General features: G+C 70.0%; 13 protein-coding genes. 2 read left to right on the top strand and 11 right to left on the bottom strand.

What is annotated here, in order from left to right:
* Nucleotides 1-7 precede the first annotated feature (7 nt).
* Entirely contained in the window at nucleotides 8-2842 is a 2835-nt protein-coding gene (locus ACFU8V_RS09465) for an FAD-binding and (Fe-S)-binding domain-containing protein (protein ID WP_025103278.1), read from the top strand.
* 58 nt (nucleotides 2843-2900) lie between these two features.
* Here ACFU8V_RS09465 and ACFU8V_RS09460 read toward each other — a convergent pair whose 3' ends face one another.
* The 6 genes from ACFU8V_RS09460 to ACFU8V_RS09435 form a co-directional block, all read right to left on the bottom strand.
* Nucleotides 2901-4250 carry an alpha-L-fucosidase gene (locus ACFU8V_RS09460; protein ID WP_025103277.1) on the bottom strand — a complete coding sequence of 450 codons (1350 nt, stop codon included), beginning with the start codon at nucleotides 4248-4250 and terminating at the stop codon, nucleotides 2901-2903.
* On the bottom strand, nucleotides 4247-5794 hold the full coding sequence (locus ACFU8V_RS09455; protein ID WP_302183168.1) for a M81 family metallopeptidase: 1548 nt from the start codon (nucleotides 5792-5794) through the stop codon (nucleotides 4247-4249). The genes ACFU8V_RS09460 and ACFU8V_RS09455 overlap by 4 nt, the downstream gene beginning before the upstream one ends.
* 65 nt (nucleotides 5795-5859) lie before the next feature.
* Nucleotides 5860-6834, bottom strand: coding sequence for an ROK family protein (locus ACFU8V_RS09450; protein ID WP_081811553.1), 975 nt, complete (start codon nucleotides 6832-6834; stop codon nucleotides 5860-5862).
* Entirely contained in the window at nucleotides 6831-7745 is a 915-nt protein-coding gene (locus tag ACFU8V_RS09445; protein ID WP_025103274.1) for a carbohydrate ABC transporter permease, read from the bottom strand. The genes ACFU8V_RS09450 and ACFU8V_RS09445 overlap by 4 nt, the downstream gene beginning before the upstream one ends.
* On the bottom strand, nucleotides 7735-8640 hold the full coding sequence (locus tag ACFU8V_RS09440; protein WP_025103273.1) for a carbohydrate ABC transporter permease: 906 nt from the start codon (nucleotides 8638-8640) through the stop codon (nucleotides 7735-7737). The genes ACFU8V_RS09445 and ACFU8V_RS09440 overlap by 11 nt, the downstream gene beginning before the upstream one ends.
* Before the next feature lie 43 nt (nucleotides 8641-8683).
* Entirely contained in the window at nucleotides 8684-9943 is a 1260-nt protein-coding gene (locus ACFU8V_RS09435) for an ABC transporter substrate-binding protein (RefSeq protein ID WP_025103272.1), read from the bottom strand.
* 199 nt (nucleotides 9944-10142) lie between these two features.
* On the opposite strand from ACFU8V_RS09435, the gene ACFU8V_RS09430 reads away from it, so the two are divergent.
* A complete protein-coding gene (locus tag ACFU8V_RS09430; RefSeq protein WP_378870666.1) occupies nucleotides 10143-11294 on the top strand; it encodes an ROK family protein in 1152 nt (383 codons plus the stop codon).
* A gap of 19 nt (nucleotides 11295-11313) precedes the next feature.
* On the opposite strand, the gene ACFU8V_RS09425 is transcribed toward ACFU8V_RS09430, so the two are convergent.
* The 5 genes from ACFU8V_RS09425 to ilvD form a co-directional block, all read right to left on the bottom strand.
* Nucleotides 11314-12579: an alpha-L-fucosidase gene (locus ACFU8V_RS09425; RefSeq protein ID WP_025103270.1), complete on the bottom strand. Its 1266-nt coding sequence runs from the start codon at nucleotides 12577-12579 to the stop codon at nucleotides 11314-11316.
* A 102-nt stretch (nucleotides 12580-12681) separates the two neighbouring features.
* Nucleotides 12682-13710 (bottom strand): ketol-acid reductoisomerase, encoded by a 1029-nt coding sequence (gene ilvC, locus ACFU8V_RS09420; protein ID WP_025103269.1) that lies wholly within the window; start codon nucleotides 13708-13710, stop codon nucleotides 12682-12684.
* A 59-nt stretch (nucleotides 13711-13769) separates the two neighbouring features.
* Nucleotides 13770-14279, bottom strand: coding sequence for an acetolactate synthase small subunit (gene ilvN / locus ACFU8V_RS09415; RefSeq protein WP_025103268.1), 510 nt, complete (start codon nucleotides 14277-14279; stop codon nucleotides 13770-13772).
* Nucleotides 14280-14282: 3 nt separating this feature from the next.
* A complete protein-coding gene (locus ACFU8V_RS09410) occupies nucleotides 14283-16082 on the bottom strand; it encodes an acetolactate synthase large subunit (protein WP_025103267.1) in 1800 nt (599 codons plus the stop codon).
* A 70-nt stretch (nucleotides 16083-16152) separates the two neighbouring features.
* Nucleotides 16153-17871, bottom strand: coding sequence for a dihydroxy-acid dehydratase (ilvD, locus tag ACFU8V_RS09405; protein WP_025103266.1), 1719 nt, complete (start codon nucleotides 17869-17871; stop codon nucleotides 16153-16155).
* Nucleotide 17872: the final 1 nt, after the last annotated feature.

Raw genomic sequence — 17872 nt, 5'->3', positions numbered from 1 at the left:
GAGCACCGTGCCCACCACCCTCGACCACCCTCTCGACCCGGCGCTGCTGGGAGCCGAGACGCAGGTCCACGCCCGATCCATCGACCGGTTCGCCCGCGCCCACGACGCCTCGCACTACCTGCTCGTCCCGGACGCGGTGCTGTCCCCCGCGGACGCGGAGGGCGTCGCCCGCGCGTTCTCGGCGGTCCGGGCGGCCGGACGCACGCTCACGTTCCGCTCCGGCGGCACCAGCCTCTCCGGACAGGGCATCAGCGGCGACATCCTCGTCGACACGCGCAGCCACTTCCGTGACATCCACATCGAGGACGACGGCGCCGCGGTGCGGGTCGGCCCCGGAGCCACCGTCCGGCAGGTGAACACCCGGCTGGCCCGGTACCGCCGCAAGCTCGGGCCGGATCCGGCCAGCGAGATCGCCTGCACGATCGGCGGTGTCGTCGCCAACAACTCCAGCGGCATGGCCTGCGGCATCACGGAGAACTCGTACCAGACGATCACCTCGATGGTCGTCGTGCTCCCCAGCGGGACGATTCTGGACACCGGACGCGCGGACGCCGCGGACGTGCTCCGCGCCGCGGAACCCGCCCTGTTCGCCGGACTCTCGTCGCTCCGGGAGCGGCTGCTCGCCTCGCCCGAGAATGTCGCCTTCCTCCGACAGCAGTTCTCGATGAAGAACACCATGGGCTACGGACTGAACGCCCTGCTCGACTTCGACGACCCGGTGCGGATCCTCGAACACCTCCTCATCGGATCGGAAGGGACCCTCGGCTTCGTCGCGGAGGCCCGTTTCCGCACCATCGAGGTGCGCCCCGCGATCGCCACCGGTCTGCTCGTCTTCGACACGCTGTCGGCGGCGATGACCGCGCTCCCCGCTCTCACGGAGCTCGGGCTCGCGACGATCGAGCTCCTGGACGCCGCCTCACTGCGCGTCGCCCAGGGCCTGAGCGACGTCCCCGCCGCGATCTCCGAGATCGACGTCCAGGGCCACGCCGCGCTGCTCGTCGAGGTGCACGCCGCCGACGACGAATCCCTCGCCGTCGCGAGCGCGACCGCGCAGGCGCACTTCGACGCCCTCCCCCTTGCCGTCACTCCGCGACTGACCACGGGTGCGGCAGAGCGCGCCGCGCTGTGGCACGTCCGCAAGGGCCTCTACACGGCGGTCGCCGGAGCGCGGCCGTCCGGCACGACCGCCCTCCTCGAAGACATCGTCGTCCCCGTCCCCCGGCTGCTGGCCACCTGCGAACGCCTGATCGAGCTGTTCGCGGAGCACGGCTACGAGGGGTCCGTCATCTTCGGGCACGCGAAGGACGGCAACGTCCACTTCCTGCTGAACGAGCGCTTCGACGATCCCGACAGCGTGGCGCGGTACCGCCGCTTCACGGACGACCTCGTCGAGCTCGTCCTCGCGCAGGAGGGATCCCTCAAGGCCGAGCACGGCACCGGCCGCATCATGGCGCCGTTCGTGCGGCGGCAGTACGGCGACGAGCTCACCGACATGATGTGGGAGATCAAGCGGCTGTTCGATCCGGACGGCATCCTCAACCCCGGCGTCGTGCTGTCCGACGACCCGGACTCCTATCTGCAGGATCTGAAGCGCGTGCCCACGGTCGAGCGGGAGGTGGACCGCTGCGTCGAGTGCGGCTACTGCGAACCCACGTGCCCGAGCAAGAGCATCACGCTCACACCCCGGCAGCGCATCGTGCTGCGCCGCGACATGGCCTGGGCCGAGGAGCAGGGCGACACGACGCTGCTGCGGGACCTGCGCGCGGACTACGACTACGACGGCGTGCAGACCTGCGCGGTCGACGGCATGTGCGGCGTCGCGTGTCCGGTGGACATCAACACCGGCGACCTCGTCCGCCGCCTCCGCGCCGAGCAGGAGAACGCCGTGGAGGGGGCCGCGTGGGGAACGGCGGCGAAGCACTGGAGCACCGTCACGCGCGCCGGGGGCGTCGCCCTGACGGTCGCCGACGCGCTTCCCGTCCCGCTCGTGCGCGGCGCGACGCGGATCGGACGGGCGGTGCTCGGCGCCGACACCGTGCCCCTCTATGACGGCGGCCTCCCCCGCGGCGGCACTGCTCCGGCGCGACCCTTGTCCCCGCCCGATGCGCAGGCCGTCTTCTTCGGCGCCTGCATCGGCACGATGTTCGGCCCGGAGGACGAGGGCCCCGGCTCCCGCGACGCCCTGCGCGCGCTGCTCGACCGCGCCGGGATCCCCGTCGTGGTCCCCGAGGAGAACGGCGGGCTCTGCTGCGGGACGCCGTGGAAGTCCAAGGGACACCTCGACGGCTATCGCCTCATGTCGGACCGGGTGCTGGCCTCGCTCTGGGACGCCAGCCGCCACGGGGAGCTCCCGGTCGTCTGCGACGCCGCCTCCTGCACCGAGGGCCTCGACGTGATGCTCACCCAGGCCGTCGCCGCCCATCCGGAGTACGCCGGTCTGCGCATCGAGGACGCCACCACGTTCGTCGCGCGGGAGGTGCTGCCGCGCCTCTCCGTCGATGCGAAGCTCCCCTCGATCGCCGTGCACCCGACCTGTTCGACGACCGCGCTCGGCGCGACGGGCGCGCTGACAACGATCGCTGCCGCCGTCGCCGACGAGGTCTTCGTGCCCGACGGCTGGGGCTGCTGCGCGTTCGCCGGCGACCGAGGAATGCTGCACCCCGAGCTCACCGCGAGCGCGACGGCGCAGGAATCGGCCGAGGTCTCCGCGGCCGATGCGGCCCGCGGCGGCTTCGACGCCTTCGTGTCGGCCAACCGCACCTGCGAGATCGGCATGACCCGCGCCACCGGCCGCCCGTACCGCCACGTGATCGAGGTGCTCGAGGAGCGCACGCGCCACTAGTCCAGCGACGAAGGGCCCCCGTCGGATCACCGACGGGGGCCCTTCTGCGGCGCCTGTGTCAGGCGCCGTGCGCGGTGAGCACGGCGACCGGAGCCTCGCGGAGTCCGGCCGGGACCACGATGCGGGTCGAACCGCCGTCCGCGGACGTCTGGGCCGGAGTCCCGTCCGCCCACGACAGCGCAGCGCCCGCGAGCTCGGACGGCAGCTCGAACTCGCCTGCCGCCGGGTCCAGCGCGTGCACGTGCACCGCATCCGTCGACGTGGTGTAGCGACGAGGAGCCCCCGTCCGCTCCCCCATCCGCGTCCAGGGCCGCGTGCCGTAGATCGCCGCGCCGTTCACGGCCAGCCAGTCGCCGAGCTCCTGCATCGCCTTCCGCTGCAGCGCCGGAATGGACCCGTCCGCCGCGGGGCCCACGTTGATGAGCAGGTTGCCGTTCTTCGCGACGACGTCGACGAGGAGCCTGATCAGGGCCGCCCCGGAGAGCGAGTGCCGCTCGTCCTCCGCCTGGTTGAACCCGAACGAGTAGCCGAGCCCGCGGGTCGACTCCCAGGGCTCGGGGATGATGTCCGGGATGTCCGTGTATTCGCGGGTGAGGAAGCCGTGGTACGGCACGCCCCACCGGTCGTTGACGACGCCGTCCGGGACGGCGTCGAAGTAACGCCGCAGCAGTGCGGCCACGGCGTAGTCCTCCGTGCCCTTGCCGCCGTCCGGCCACTCGATGTCGTTCCAGAGCACGTCGGGCGCGAACCGCTCCACGAGCTCCTCGAGCTGCGCGGCGGCGTACCGGGAGAAGGGGGCGTCGTTGCGACGGAACCGGAACAGGTCGGTGTCCGACTCGATCGGCGGGAAGTCGCTCACGTGCCAGTCGAGCGCTCCGGAGTAGTACACACCGAACCTGGCTCCGGCCCGCCGCGTGGCGTCGTGGAACTCGGAGATGAGGTCGCGACGAGGGCCGCGCGCGACGGCGTTGAATCCCGTCGTGGCGGTGTCCCACAGACAGAACCCCTCGTGGTGCTTGGTCGTAGGCACGACATAGCGGGCCCCGGCCGCGACGAGCTCGCCGACGAAGGCGTCGGCATCGAACGCGGCGGCGTCCCATCGGTCGGCGAGGTCCTCGTAGGAGGTCCCGGGTCCGTAGGTGCGCTGGTGGCGCTCCCACGTCGGGCTGCCCGGGATGCGGACCGTGTTGCCGTACCACTCCGCGTACTGGTGCCACGCATAGGCGTCCTCGGTGGGGATGTTCACGCCCTCCCCGTGCTGCACGGCCCACGCCGGCACGGAGTACAGGCCCCAGTGCACGAAGAAGCCGAGCTTGGCGTCGCGGTACCAGTCCGGCACGCCGTTCGCCGGGTAGACCGGGGCCGCCGCACCGAAGTCGGGGCCGGTGCGCTTCTCGAAGTTCATCATGATGCCGTGTCCTCCTCCTCGGCGCCGCGGCGCACGACCACCGCGGTCAGGTCGGGGTCGCCGGTCGTGTCGAACGGGAACACCCCGGGGCGCAAGCGATGGTGTCCGAGGCGGAGCAGGTCCTGGTCCACCCCGCCCGGGGTGAGCGCCAGCGTCCATCCCGCCGCCAGCTCGTACAGCTCCGGCTCCAGATAGCCGATCTTCACGACCACGACGTCGGCCGTCGTCGGCTCGAGCCCCAGCATCCGGAAGTCGGAGAGATGGTGGAAGGGCTTGCGGCGCGCGGTCACGATGGCGTGCAGCCCGCCGACAGCGATCACCACCTGGGTGCCGGCGTCCGGGTCGCCGTCGGTGACGGAGAACACCGTGCCGGTGATCTCGACCGGTCCGTGGGGCCCGGAGTCGACCGCAGCTCCGGCGGACAGCGTGACCGTCGCACCGACGCCCGCCTCCACGGCTTCGGCGACGGCCCGCGGATCGAAGATCGAGGCGACCAGCGTCGTGTGCGTCCCGTCGGTGAGCTCGGGTCGCTGGAGCAGCTGGGCGAGGGTCCAGGTCACATCGCCCGCTCCCCCGGCCGTCGGGTTATCCCCGGAGTCGGAGATCACGTACGGACGCGGGGCTCCGGACGCCAGAGCCTCCTCCAGTGCGTCGTCGAGGCTTCCGGTCTTCGCGACGAAGACGAAGTCCTCCCGCGCCTCCCAGAACATCCGGGCCACGCGCTCCGCCTCCCGGGCGATGACCTCCCGGTCGTCGCCGGTGACCACGACGTAGGCCTGGCAGCGCGGCTCGTCCGCCCACGCGTAGCCGATCCACACCGAGGCGTCGACGACACCGGGCAGGGCCTCGATCCCGGGGAGCTCGGCATAGATGCTCTGCGCGGGTTCCAGCCGCGTACTCGTCTTCTCCCCCGGTAGCAGCACCGGAACGGGCACCCAGGCGGTGAAGGGCCGCCGCGCCTGCACGTCGCCGCCGTGCGGGCCACGGAGACGGTCGAGCAGGTTCCACACCGCTCGCTCCTTCGTGTTCAGCCAATCCTCGTGCGGGGCCATGCGATAGCAGGTGAGCAGATCCACCGCGTCGCGCAGCGTCTCCGACACGTTCCCGTGCAGGTCCATCGACGTGGAGACGAGGGTGTCCGCCCCCAACGCCGAGCGCACCGCGAGGGCCAGATCGCCCTCGGCATCGTCCATCCCGACGACGCTCATCGCGCCGTGGATGTCGAAGAAGAAGCCGTCGAACGGCCCCTGCGCGCGGATCCCCTCGACGAGCGCATCCTTCATCCGCTGATAGGTGTCCGGGTCCACGGCGCCGCCGGGCAGCGACCGGCCGTGGGTGAGCGGGACCCACTCCGCGGCCTCGGCGAGCTCACGCCCGGCATCGAGGAACGGGTAGTACGCCCGCAACGCGTCGCCGGTCCGGATCGTGAAGGCCTCGTCCCCGGAGATGTGCGGGGAGAAGGTGCTCGACTCGATGGAGATGCCGCCGATGCCGATCCGGGGCCGCGCGAGCCCGCCCTCGGCGAGCGGCGGCAGCGGACCCATCCAGATCTCGTGGGCTTCCGGGCGTGCGGTCACGGTGCTGTTCTCCTCTGCGGTCGCAGTCGTGGTCAGGAAACGGGGGCGAGGGCGCGCCGGGCGCTCTCGATGGCGCCGAGCGCGACGGCGTCAGCGCCCAGGACGGCGGGGACGATGCGCAGCGCGATGCCGGACACCGGGGCGTCGGTGCGAAGGGTTCGCTCGATCGACGGCGCCAGGAGGTCCCAGGCCGCCGTGACCCCGCCGCCGACGATGGCGGTCGGCAGGTCGAGGAGCGTCGCCGCACTGGCGCAGGCGAGAGCGAGCGCACGTCCGGCGGCGTCGAACACCGCGCGGGCGTCGGCGTCGCCGGCCCTGGCGGCCTCCGCGACCTCCCTGGCATCGTTCACCGAGCGCCCGGTGCGCTCCGCGAAGCGCCGGGCGATCGACGTCCCGGAGGCCAGGGTCTCCAGGTGGCCGGTCTGCCCGCAGGTGCAGACGAGGTCGCTGTAGCCGGGCGTGTGCCCGATCTCCCCGGCCGCGCCGTGCGGGCCGTGGTGCAGCTCCCCGCCGATGACCAGCGCGCCGCCGACGCCCGTGCCGAGCATCACACCGAGCACATCGGGCACGCTCGGACCCGCCGCGGCGGCTTCACCGAGGAGGAAGGCGTTCACGTCGTTCTCCACCCGCACCGGGACGCCGAGGCGCTGCGCCAGCTCCGGGCCGAGCGGGAAACCCGCCCAGTCCGCGAACAGGGCGGACGCGGCGCGGATGGTGCCGCTCTCGTGGTCGATGACCCCCGCGGCACCCACCCCCACCGCGGCGACCGTGACACCGGCCTCGGCCGCGAGCCGCGCGACGAGACCGGCCGCCGCATCCGCCATCGCCGCGCCGCCGACGCTCGCGGGCGCCGGCACGCTTCCGCGTGCGAGGACGGCTCCGAAGGCGTCCACGACGAGGGCGGCGATCTTCGTGCCCCCGATGTCCACCCCCGCCAGCGCCAGGTCGGCCGCGAGGCCCGTGGTGGTTCGTCGAGGGTCGTCCGTCTGCTGCCCGACCGCGCTCATCGTCCGCCCAGCCCGGCCATCGCGATGCCCTTGACCAGGTGCTTCTGCAGCACGATGACGAGCAGGGTGGTGGGGATCATCGAGATGATGGCGGCGGCCATCTGCAGGTCCCAGCGGGTGCCGGTGAGGCCGGCGAAGCTCGCCAGACCGACGGGCAGCGTGCCATGCGCGTTGTAGTCGACGGTGACGATGAGGGGCCAGAGGTAGCTGTTCCAGAACGAGAGGAACGTGAAGACCGCGAGCACGGCGACCGCGGACTTCGACAGCGGCAGGATGATCTGCAGGAACGACCGGACGGGACCTGCGCCGTCGACACGGGCCGCCTCCTCCAGTTCGTAGGGGATGCCGCGGAAGAACTGCCGCATCAGGAACGTGCCGAAGGCGCCGAACGCGAAGGGCAGGATGAGCGCCTGATAGGTGTCGACCCAGTTGAACCACTGCATGACCTGGAACATGGGGATGACGAGCACCTCGGCGGGCACCATCAGCGTGGCGAGGAAGAGGACGAACACCGCGTCCCTGCCCTTCCACCGCAGGCGCCCGAACGCGTATCCGGCCGTGGTCGACACCACCAGCACGACCAGGGTGCCGCCGATCGCCACGATGAACGAGTTCATGATGTACGTCAGGAACGGTCCGTAGGCGAAGACGTCGACGAAGTTGCTCCAGCGGATCTCGGAGCCCACCAGGGTCGGCGGCATCGAGAACATCTCCGAGTTCGGCTTGAGGGCCGAGAAGAACGCGTAGACGAGCGGCGCGATGAAGATGAGCGCCGCGACGTAGATGGTGACGTGCGCGAGGATCAGCCGGGCACGCGCGCCGGGCGTTGTCGCCGCTCCGCGGGCCCGCTCCCGCTCGCGCTGACGCCGCGGGGCGGTGCCGGTGGGCCGGACGAGGGTCTCAGTGCTCATAGTGCACCCACTTCTTCTGTGCGGCGAACTGGATGCCCGTGATCGCGATGATGATCGCGAAGAGGATCCATGCGGCGGCGGCGGCGAGCCCGAGGTCGCCGAACGTGAAGCCCTGCTCCCAGATGTACATCACGAGCGGCTTGGTGGCGTTGCCGGGGCCGCCTCCGGTGAGCATCTGCGGCTGGACGAAGACCTGGAGCGAGGTGATCATCGTCATGATCGTCGCGAAGAAGATCGACGGCGAGATCATCGGGATGATGATGCTCCAGACCCGCCGGAACCCCTGCGCACCATCGATGCTGGCGGCCTCCAGCACGCTCTCCGGGAGCTGCTCGAGGGCTGCCGAGAAGATCAGCATGTTGTAGCCGAGACCCTGCCAGACGCTCATGACGACGACCATGATCATCGCCCAGTTGGGGTCGGCGAGGAAGTTTGGCAGCTCGATGCCGAACCAGGTGACCGAGAGGCCGTTGAAGAGCCCCTGGGGCTGCAGCATCATCTTCCACACCAGGACGTTCGCGACCATCGGGGTCACGACGGGGATGAAGAAGAGGACGCGCAGGGCACCGCGGCCGCGGATGCGGGGGCCGAGTCCGAGGGCGAGCACGAGCGAGAGAGCGACACTCAACGGCACGTACAGCAGCGTGTACACGGCCGAGTTCCGCAGCGCGGGCCAGAAGTCCGGGCTGCTGGTGAACAGCTTGACGTAGTTGTCCACCCCGTTGAAGGTGCGTTCGCCGAAGGTCGGCCAGTCGAACACGCTCATCACGATCGACAGCCCCACGGGCACGATCGTGAACAGGGCGAGGCCCACCAGGGCCGGGCTTGCGAAACCCAGCGCCTGGCGGCCCTCGACCTTGGCGAGCGATCCTCGACGTCTCGTCGTGATCGTCATCTCGTCGTCTCTCTCTGTTACTGCTGTGCGGGCCGGATCCGGCTCACTCGCCGAACTGCGCCTGGGCGTTCGACAGCAGCTCCTCCATCGTCATCTGGCCGTTGTAGACGCTGACGAGGTTGGGCTGGATGTAGCTGTCGAGCTTCTGCCAGTTCTTGGTCATGTAGAGCGGCACCGTGTCGCCGAACGCGGCCTCGAACACCGACTGGACCTGGTCCCGGTACTGCTCGTCGATCGACTCGAAGTACAGCGGCTGCGACGAGGTGCGGGCCGGGTAGGAGCGGCCGGACGAGGCGATGTAGTCCTGCGCGTCCTCGCCGACGAGGGAGCCGAGCACCTTCAGCGCGGCCTCCGGGTTCTTGCAGTTCTCGGCGATGCCGTAGCCGGAGCCGAGGATCGGGCCGGGGTTGCCGTCCACGCCGGCGGGCAGCGGCACCATGCCGGCGGCGAAGCCGGACTCGTTGTTGAGGTAGCTGACCGCGTTCCAGGTGCCGTCGACGGCCATCGCCGCGTTGCCGCCCGTGTACTGGTTCTCGCCCCAGCCGGTGTCCGACGCGGAGGCGACCGGAGCCGCGACCTTCTTCTCGGTGACCAGGCCGGCGTACCAGGACGCCGCGTCGACGAAGTCCTCGTCGTCGATGTGCAGTGTGCCGTCCTCGGAGGCGGGCTGCGTGGCGGAGTAGGCGATCGGCATCGACATCCACTGGTAGCCGCCCATGCCCATGCCAAAGCCGTACTTGCCGTCCTTCGTGGCGTCGGCCGCGATCGTGGCGAAGTCGTCGAACGTCCAGCCGATCTCCGGAGTCGCGGCGCCGGTGGCCGTCAGCATGTCCTGGTTGTAGTAGACGAGCATGGTGGCGACGTCGAACGGCACGCCGTAGACCTTGCCCTCGAAGCTGAGGATGCCGTCCGCGCTCGGGTTGAACTCCGACCAGTCGATGCCGGCGGTCTCGAGGTCCTCGTCGCTCAGCTGACGGAAGCCCGCCGTGTAGCCGCCGAGCTGCGCACCGCTCATGCCGGTGATGCAGGCCATGTTGCCGCTGGCCATGTTGGTGGTGAGCTTCGTGAAGAAGTCGCTCCACGGCGAAGTCTGCAGCTTGATCTTGATGTCCGGGTTCTGCTTCTGCGCGAACTCGATCTGCGCCTCCAGCGCGTCGACGTCCGACTCGCTGCCGGCCCACATGTCCACGACGATGGTGTCGCCGTCGGCCGAGCCTCCGGATCCCCCGCTGCTCGCACAGCCGGTCATCGCCACGGCCACGCCCGCGACAGCGGCGACAGCCCCCACACGCAACTTCTTCATTGAATGCCTCCTGAGAAGGGAACGGTTATTTCGAGACTCGAACTAACCAATTAGGATTTCGTATGAAGTTACGCTGTCATAGTTCGCAAGGTGCCGCAAGCTGAACATCCGATGTTTATAGGGTGGTGATAATTCGTCACTCCCCCGAAACATGCGACACCCCCGCTACGCTGACGATGCTCCGAGACGAAGGGCCTCCATGACGAACCCCGCCGACACCCCCGTCGACGATCCGCACACCCGGCGCATCCTCGACTTCGTCGCGCGCGGTCAGGCCCGCTCCCGCTCGGAGCTCGCCACCGCTCTCGGCGTGGCCGCCTCCACCGTCGGCCTGCGCGTGCAGGCGCTTCTCGATGCGGGCGTGCTGGAGGAGGCCGGGGCCGGCACCTCCCGCGGCGGACGACGGCCGCGCGTGCTCCGGATCGCCGGCGACGGCATCGTGCTGTCCGCCGATCTCGGCGGGCGCCATGCCCGCATCGGGCGGCACGACCTCAGCGGCGGCCTGCTCCACTCGGAGACCATCGCGATCGACGTCGCGGACGGCCCGGAGGCCACGCTGGAGAGAGTGTCGGAGGTGTTCGAGCGCCTGCTCGCCGAGACGCGGGTCCACGCGATCGGCGTGAGCCTGCCCGGCCCCGTCGACGTCGCGACCGGCTCCGTGGATCAGCCCTCGCGGATGCCGGGGTGGCCCGGATTCCGCGTCGGCGAGCACCTCGCGGAGCGCCACGGCGTCCCCGTCGTCGTCGACAACGACGCGAATCTCGCCGCCCTCGGCGAGCACCGTCGCCAGCTCGGGCACACCCAGCACAGCATCACCGTCAAGGCGGGCACCGCGATCGGCAGCGGGATCATCGTGGACGGCCACATCCACCGCGGGGCCACCGCTGCGGCCGGCGACATCACGCACACGCGGATCGACGGCAGCGGGGACATCCCCTGCTCCTGCGGCAACACCGGCTGCCTGGAGACTGTGGCCAGCGGCGCGAGCCTCGTCCGCCAGATGCGCGAGCGCGGCAACACCGACGTCCGCACCACGGCCGACGTGCTGACACTGGCACGGGACGCGGACCCGCTGGCGACGACGCTCGTCCGCACCGCCGGGACCCACCTGGGTCAGGCGCTCTCCGGGGTCGTGAACTTCTTCAACCCGCACGCCCTCTTCCTCACCGGGAGCATGAGCGCCTCCGAGCCGTTCATCGCCGCGGTGCGCAGCCGGGTCTACGAGGCCTGCCACCCGCTCGCGACCCAGCGCCTGCGGATCGAGGCTGCGGCCACCGGCGCGGACGCGATCCTGCACGGCGCCGCGCGCCTCGCGCTGGAGGGCATGGAGATCCCGGTGGCGACGGCCTGAGCCGTCGCCACCGACGGCCTCACTCCCCCGTCAGCCGCAGCTCGATGACCGGCATCAGCACGTCGGGACGGCGTACCGGGAGGTGCACCGTGAGCGTCCCCTCGGCCTCGCCCGCCGGCGTCATCAGGTCGGCCTGCTGGTCCGGGTCGCTGACGCTCGTGCGCAGCCAGGACCCGTCGTTCAGCAGGCGCGCATACGAGACCTTGCCCGCAAGACCGGGCAGATGCACGAAGCCCAGCGGCCAGCTGAACAGGCTCAGGTAGAGCCGGTCGCCGCGGAGCGTGTACACGCCCTCTCGGGGCGGCGTGAACGGCGCGTGGCCGGCCCCGATCACGGCGCGGTCGTGGAGCCGCATCCACTCCCCGATCTCGGCGAGGGTCGCCGCGTCCCGGGGCGCGATCGCCCCGCGCCCGTCCGGACCGATGTTGAGCAGCATGTTGCCGCCCATCGACACCGAGTCGACGAGCATCTGCACGAGCAGCACCGGCGACTTCTGGTCGGTGTTGTCCCGGTGATAGCCCCAGGAGCCGTTGAGCGTCTGGCACGCCTCCCATACGAGGGGCAACCCGTCGCGGACGATCGGAGCCGTCGGCTGGTACTGCTCGGGCGTCACGAAGTCCGCGGGGATGCCGAGCCGGTCGTTGACGAGCATCTCCGGCTGCAGCTCACGGCACAGCGCGAGCAGCGCCTCGGCGTCCCAGTCCTGCGGCCCCTTGCCCTCCCAGCCGTCCTTGGACTCCGGGTAGGTGAAGTCGAAGAACAGGTAGTCGATGTCGCCGTACTCGGTGAGCAGCTCGCGGACCTGACCGTGCAGGTACTCCCGGTAGCGGGCCATGTCACGCCCCTCGTTCAGGGCGTGCGCGTTCTCGTCGTCACGTCGGGGGTGGTTCCAGTCCACCGTGAAATCGGGGTGATGCCAGTCGATGACCGAGTGGTAGAGGCCGACACGGATGCCCTCGGCACGGAGAGCGTCGACGTACTCGCGCACGAGGTCCCGCCCGACCGCCGTGACGGAGGTGAAGTCGGTCAGCTTCGAGTCCCAGAGGCAGAAGCCGTCGTGGTGCTTCGTCGTGAGCACGACGTAACCCATCCCCGTCTCCTTGGCGGTCTTCGCCAGGGCCGCGGCATCGAAGAGGTCGGGGTCGAAGTTGTCGAAGTAGGGGCGGTACTCCTCGTCGGTGAGGCGTTCGTAGTTCTGCACCCACTCGTGCCGCGCGGCCCCGCTGTAGAGGCCGAAGTGGACGAACATGCCGAAGCGGGCGTCATCAAACCATTCCTGTCGCATGCGTCCATCCTGGCACAGACATCCGATGTCTGCGCCGCTGAATGCCGTACCGAACGCCGAACGGGCGCCCCCGGAGGAACGCCCGTTCGTTCGCGAGTCGAATCAGCGCGCGGCGCTGCCGTCGACGTAGTCCTCGTCCTGCTGCTTCCAGGCGAAGAGCGAACGCAGCTCCTTGCCGGTCGCCTCGATGGGGTGCTGCTCCTCCTTGGCGCGGAGGGCGAGGAACTCCTCGGCCCCGTTGTCCTGGTCCTCGATGAAGCGCTTCGCGAACGCACCGGACTGGATGTCGGACAGGACGCCCTTCATGCTCTCCTTGACGCGCTCGTCGATCACGCGCGGACCGGAGACGTAGTCGCCGAACTCGGCGGTGTCGGAGATCGACCAGCGCTGCTTGGCGATGCCGCCCTCCCACATGAGGTCGACGATGAGCTTGAGCTCGTGCAGCACCTCGAAGTAGGCGATCTGCGGCTGGTAGCCCGCCTCGACGAGGGTCTCGAAGCCCGCCTGCACCAGGTGGCTCATGCCACCGCAGAGCACGGCCTGCTCGCCGAACAGGTCGGTCTCGGTCTCCTCGGTGAAGGTCGTCTTGATGACGCCGGCGCGGGTGCCGCCGATCGCCTTCGCGTACGAGAGCGCGAGGTCCCAGGCCTGGCCGGACGCGTCGCGCTCGACGGCGATGATGTCCGGGATGCCGCGACCGGCGACGAACTCGCGGCGCACGGTGTGGCCGGGAGCCTTCGGCGCGACGAGGATCACGTCGACACCCTCGGGAGCGTCGATGTAGCCGAAGCGGATGTTGAAGCCGTGCGCGAACGCCAGGGTCTTGCCCGCCGTCAGGTTCGGGGCGATCGACTCGCTGTAGATCGTGCGCTGGTGCTGGTCCGGCGCGAGGATCATGATGACGTCGGCCCACTCGGTCGCCTCGGCGACGGTCTTCACGGGGAAGCCGGCCTCCTCGGCCTTCGCGGCGGACTTCGAGCCCTCCTTGAGGGCGATCGCGACCTCGACACCCGAGTCGCGCAGGTTCTGGGCGTGGGCGTGGCCCTGCGAGCCGTAGCCGACGATGGCGACCTTCTTGCCCTGGATCAGGGACAGGTCGGCGTCGTCGTCGTAGAAGATCTCGGTGCTCACTGGTTTCTCTCCTTGGTTGTGGTTGTGCGGGACGCGCGGTCCCTGAGTCTGTCGAAGGGTCAGCCGCGCAGGACGCGCTCGGTGATGCTCTTGCCGCCGCGGCCGATCGCGAGGAGGCCGGACTGGGCGATCTCCTTGATGCCGAAGGGCTCCAGAGCGCGCAGCAGCGCCTCGACCTTGCCCTTGTCTCCGGTGACCTCGATCACGAGGGCGTCGGCGGCGTAGTCGACGACCGAGGCGCGGAAGAGGTTGACGACCTCGATCACGTTCGAACGGCTGGCGTTGTCCGTGCGCACCTTCACGAGCATGTGCTCGCGCTGCACGGACGACGCCGGGTCCAGCTCGACGATCTTGATGACGTTGATCAGCTTGTTGAGCTGCTTGGTCACCTGCTCGAGCGGCAGCTCCTCCACGTCGACGACGACCGTGATGCGGGAGATCCCCGGCACCTCGGTCACGCCGACGGCGAGGGAGTCGATGTTGAAGCCCCGGCGCGCGAACAGGCCGGCGACGCGGGTCAGGAGGCCGGGGGTGTTCTCCACCAGCAGGCTCAGGACGTGGGTCGACATGGCTCAGTCCTCCTCGTCGAACGCGGGCGCGTGGTCGCGCGCGTACTGGACATAGCTGTTGCTGACCCCCTGCGGCACCATCGGCCACACCATGGAGTCGGCACTCACGACGAAGTCGATCACCACGGGGCGGTCGTTCGTCTCCAGCGCGAGCTGGATGGCGGCGTCGACCTCCTCCTCCTTCTCCACGCGGATCGCGAGGCAGCCGTACGCCTCCGCGAGCTTCACGAAGTCGGGGATGCGGATCGTGCCGTGCCCGGTGTTCAGGTCGGTGTTGGAATGACGGCCGTCGTAGAAGAGCGTCTGCCACTGCCGGACCATGCCCAGCGACGAGTTGTTGATGATCGCGACCTTGATCGGGATGTTGTTGATCGCACAGGTGGCGAGCTCCTGATTGGTCATCTGGAAGCAGCCGTCGCCGTCGATCGCCCAGACCTGGCGCTCCGGCTCCGCGACCTTGGCGCCCATGGCCGCCGGCACCGAGTAGCCCATCGTGCCCGCTCCGCCGGAGTTCAGCCAGGCGTTCGGACGCTCGTACTTGATGAACTGCGCGGCCCACATCTGGTGCTGCCCCACACCGGAGGCGAAGATGCCCTCCGGACCGGTGAGCTCGCCGATGCGCTGGATCACGTACTGCGGGGCGAGCAGACCGTCGGTCGTCGGCGCGTACCCGAGCGGGAACTCGTTCCGGAGCCCGTCGAGGTACGACCACCACTCCTCGATGTCGGGCTTCGCGTCGGCCGTCGCTCCGCGGAAGGCGGCGTCGAGGTCGGTGAGCACGTCGCGCACGTCGCCCACGATCGGCACGTCGGCCGTGCGGATCTTGGAGATCTCCGCCGGATCGATGTCGACGTGCACGACCTTCGCGTGCGGCGCGAACAGCGCGGCCTTGCCGGTGACGCGATCGTCGAACCGGGCGCCGAGCGAGACGAGGAGGTCGGCCTCCTGCAGCGCGAGCACGGCGGGAACGGTGCCGTGCATGCCGGGCATGCCCAGGTGCTGCGGGTGCGAGTCCGGGAACGCGCCGCGCGCCATCAGCGTCGTCACGACGGGCGCGCCGGTCGACTCGGCGAGCTCGAGCAGCTCGGCCGCGGCCCGGCCGCGGACGACGCCTCCGCCCACGTACAGCACCGGCTTCTTCGCCTCCGCGAGGAGGGCGGCGGCCGCCTGGATCTGCTTGCCGTGCGCCTTGGTCACCGGTCGGTACCCGGGGAGGTCGATCTTCGGCGGCCACACGAACGGTGCCGTCGCCTGCTGCGCATCCTTGGTGATGTCCACGAGCACCGGACCGGGGCGCCCGGTGCCGGCGATCTCGTAGGCCGCGGCGATGGCGCCGGGGATGTCCGCGGCGTCCTTCACCAGGAACGAGTGCTTCGTGATCGGCATCGTGATCCCCACGATGTCGGCCTCCTGGAACGCATCCGTGCCCATCAGCGTCGAGAACACCTGACCGGTGATCGCCAGCAGCGGCACCGAGTCCATGTAGGCGTCGGCGATCGCCGTGACGAGGTTGGTCGCTCCGGGACCGGAGGTGGCGATGCACACGCCGACCTTGCCGGATGCGGACGCGTAGCCCTCGGCCGCGTGGCCCGCGCCCTGCTCGTGCCGCACGAGGATGTGGCGGAGCTGCGAGGCGTCCATGAGCGGGTCGTAGACCGGGAGGATCGCGCCGCCGGGAAGGCCGAAGACGTCCGTGACGCCGAGAAGCTCGAGCGAGCGGACGACGGCCTCCGCACCGGTGATCTCCGGAGCGGATGGGCGGGCGGGCGGCCTCGGCACGGCCGAGACGGAGTCAGCAGTCATGACTTTCCTTCTGATGAACTGTGCGGGACACCGGCGCTCCGATCGAGCGGTTGCTGAGCCGGTCGATGGATCAGCCGGTCGTCGCGCCCTCGGCGGCGGACCGCACGAGGCGCGAGTACTTGGCAAGAACGCCTCGGGTGTAGCGCGGGGGAAGCGGCTCCCAGCCAGAGCGGCGGGAGGCGAGCTCTGCCTCGTCGATGAGTAGATCGAGAGAGCGAGCTGCGATATCGACCCGTATCAGATCACCATCGCGCACGAAGGCGATAGGACCTGCGTCCACCGCTTCGGGTGCTATGTGGCCGATGCACAGGCCGGTTGTGCCGCCTGAGAATCGTCCGTCCGTCAAGAGTAGTACATCTTTTCCGAGCCCCGCGCCCTTGATGGCCGCGGTGATGGCGAGCATCTCGCGCATGCCCGGTCCGCCCTTGGGGCCCTCGTACCGGATGACGATGACCGTCCCCGGCTCGATGCTGCCCTCGGCGACCGCGTCCATGGCGGCGCGCTCCCGCTCGAAGACCCGCGCGGGACCCTCGAAGACGGCAGCGTCGAAGCCGGCGGTCTTGACGACGGCACCCTCCGGCGCGAGCGATCCGTGCAGGATCGTGAGTCCGCCGGTGGCGTGGATGGGATTGTCGAACGTGTGGATGACCTCGCCGTCGATCGGCTGCGGGTCGAGCTCGGCGAGGTTCTCGGCGAGCGTCTTGCCGGTGACGGTGAGCGCGTCGCCGTGCAGCAGCCCTTCATCGAGCATCGCCTTCATGATCACGGGGATGCCGCCGTGCCGGTCGACGTCGTTCATGACGTACTTGCCGAACGGCTTCATGTCGGCCACGTGCGGGACCTTGTCGCCGATGCGGTTGAAGTCGTGCAGGCTCAGCTCGACCTCCGCCTCGCGGGCGATCGCGAGGAGGTGGAGGACGACGTTGGTCGAGCCGCCGAGGGCCATCGCGAGGGCGATCGCGTTCTCGAACGCCTCCTTGGTGAGGATGTCGCGCGTCGTGATCCCCTGGCGGAGCAGGTTCACGACCGCCTCGCCCGAGCGGTGCGCGAAGTAGTCGCGACGGCGGTCGGCGGCGGGCGGCGCGGCGGAGCCCGGGAGGCTGAGCCCGAGCGCCTCCGCGACGGAGGCCATGGTGTTGGCCGTGTACATGCCGCCGCACGCGCCCTCACCAGGAGCGATGGCGCACTCGATGCGCTTGAGGTCCTCCTCGCTCATGAGGCCGGCACGGCAGGCACCGACCGCCTCGAACGAGTCGATGATCGTGACGTCCTTCTCGGTGCCGTCGGAGAGCTTGACCCAGCCCGGTGCGATCGACCCGGCGTAGAGGAAGACGCTCGACAGGTCGAGGCGCGCGCTGGCCATGAGCATGCCGGGGATGGACTTGTCGCAGCCGGCGAGGAGGACGGAGCCGTCGAGGCGCTCGGCCATCATCACGGTCTCGACCGAGTCGGCGATGACCTCGCGGGACACGAGCGAGAAGTGCATCCCCTCATGGCCCATCGAGATGCCGTCCGAGACGGAGATGGTTCCGAACTGCAGCGGGTACCCGCCGCCGGAGTGCACGCCCTCCTTCGCGCCCTGCGCGAGCCGGTCGAGGCTCAGGTTGCAGGGCGTGATCTCGTTCCAGCTGGACGCGATGCCGATCTGCGGCTTGTCCCAGTCGGCATCCCCCATGCCGACGGCGCGGAGCATGCCGCGGGAGGTCGTGGCCTCGATGCCGTCGGTGACGACGCGACTGCGGGGCTTGATGTCGATGGGCGCGCTGGCGGAGGGATCATGCGAGGACATG

This window comes from Microbacterium sp. NPDC057658, from assembly GCF_042799975.1.
GTDB lineage: Bacteria > Actinomycetota > Actinomycetes > Actinomycetales > Microbacteriaceae > Microbacterium.
This window is presented reverse-complemented; position numbering and strand designations above follow the sequence as displayed.

What these genes read in the sequence shown, in the direction of transcription:
- ACFU8V_RS09460 (WP_025103277.1), bottom strand. Translation starts at nt 4,250, where the DNA reads ATGATGAACTTCGAGAAGCGCACCGGCCCCGACTTCGGTGCGGCGGCC.
- ACFU8V_RS09455 (WP_302183168.1), bottom strand. Translation starts at nt 5,794, where the DNA reads ATGGGTCCGCTGCCGCCGCTCGCCGAGGGCGGGCTCGCGCGGCCCCGG.
- ACFU8V_RS09450 (WP_081811553.1), bottom strand. Translation starts at nt 6,834, where the DNA reads ATGAGCGCGGTCGGGCAGCAGACGGACGACCCTCGACGAACCACCACG.
- ACFU8V_RS09445 (WP_025103274.1), bottom strand. Translation starts at nt 7,745, where the DNA reads ATGAGCACTGAGACCCTCGTCCGGCCCACCGGCACCGCCCCGCGGCGT.
- ACFU8V_RS09440 (WP_025103273.1), bottom strand. Translation starts at nt 8,640, where the DNA reads ATGACGATCACGACGAGACGTCGAGGATCGCTCGCCAAGGTCGAGGGC.
- ACFU8V_RS09435 (WP_025103272.1), bottom strand. Translation starts at nt 9,943, where the DNA reads ATGAAGAAGTTGCGTGTGGGGGCTGTCGCCGCTGTCGCGGGCGTGGCC.
- ACFU8V_RS09430 (WP_378870666.1), top strand. Translation starts at nt 10,143, where the DNA reads ATGACGAACCCCGCCGACACCCCCGTCGACGATCCGCACACCCGGCGC.
- ACFU8V_RS09425 (WP_025103270.1), bottom strand. Translation starts at nt 12,579, where the DNA reads ATGCGACAGGAATGGTTTGATGACGCCCGCTTCGGCATGTTCGTCCAC.
- ilvN (WP_025103268.1), bottom strand. Translation starts at nt 14,279, where the DNA reads ATGTCGACCCACGTCCTGAGCCTGCTGGTGGAGAACACCCCCGGCCTC.
- ACFU8V_RS09410 (WP_025103267.1), bottom strand. Translation starts at nt 16,082, where the DNA reads ATGACTGCTGACTCCGTCTCGGCCGTGCCGAGGCCGCCCGCCCGCCCA.
- ilvD (WP_025103266.1), bottom strand. Translation starts at nt 17,871, where the DNA reads ATGTCCTCGCATGATCCCTCCGCCAGCGCGCCCATCGACATCAAGCCC.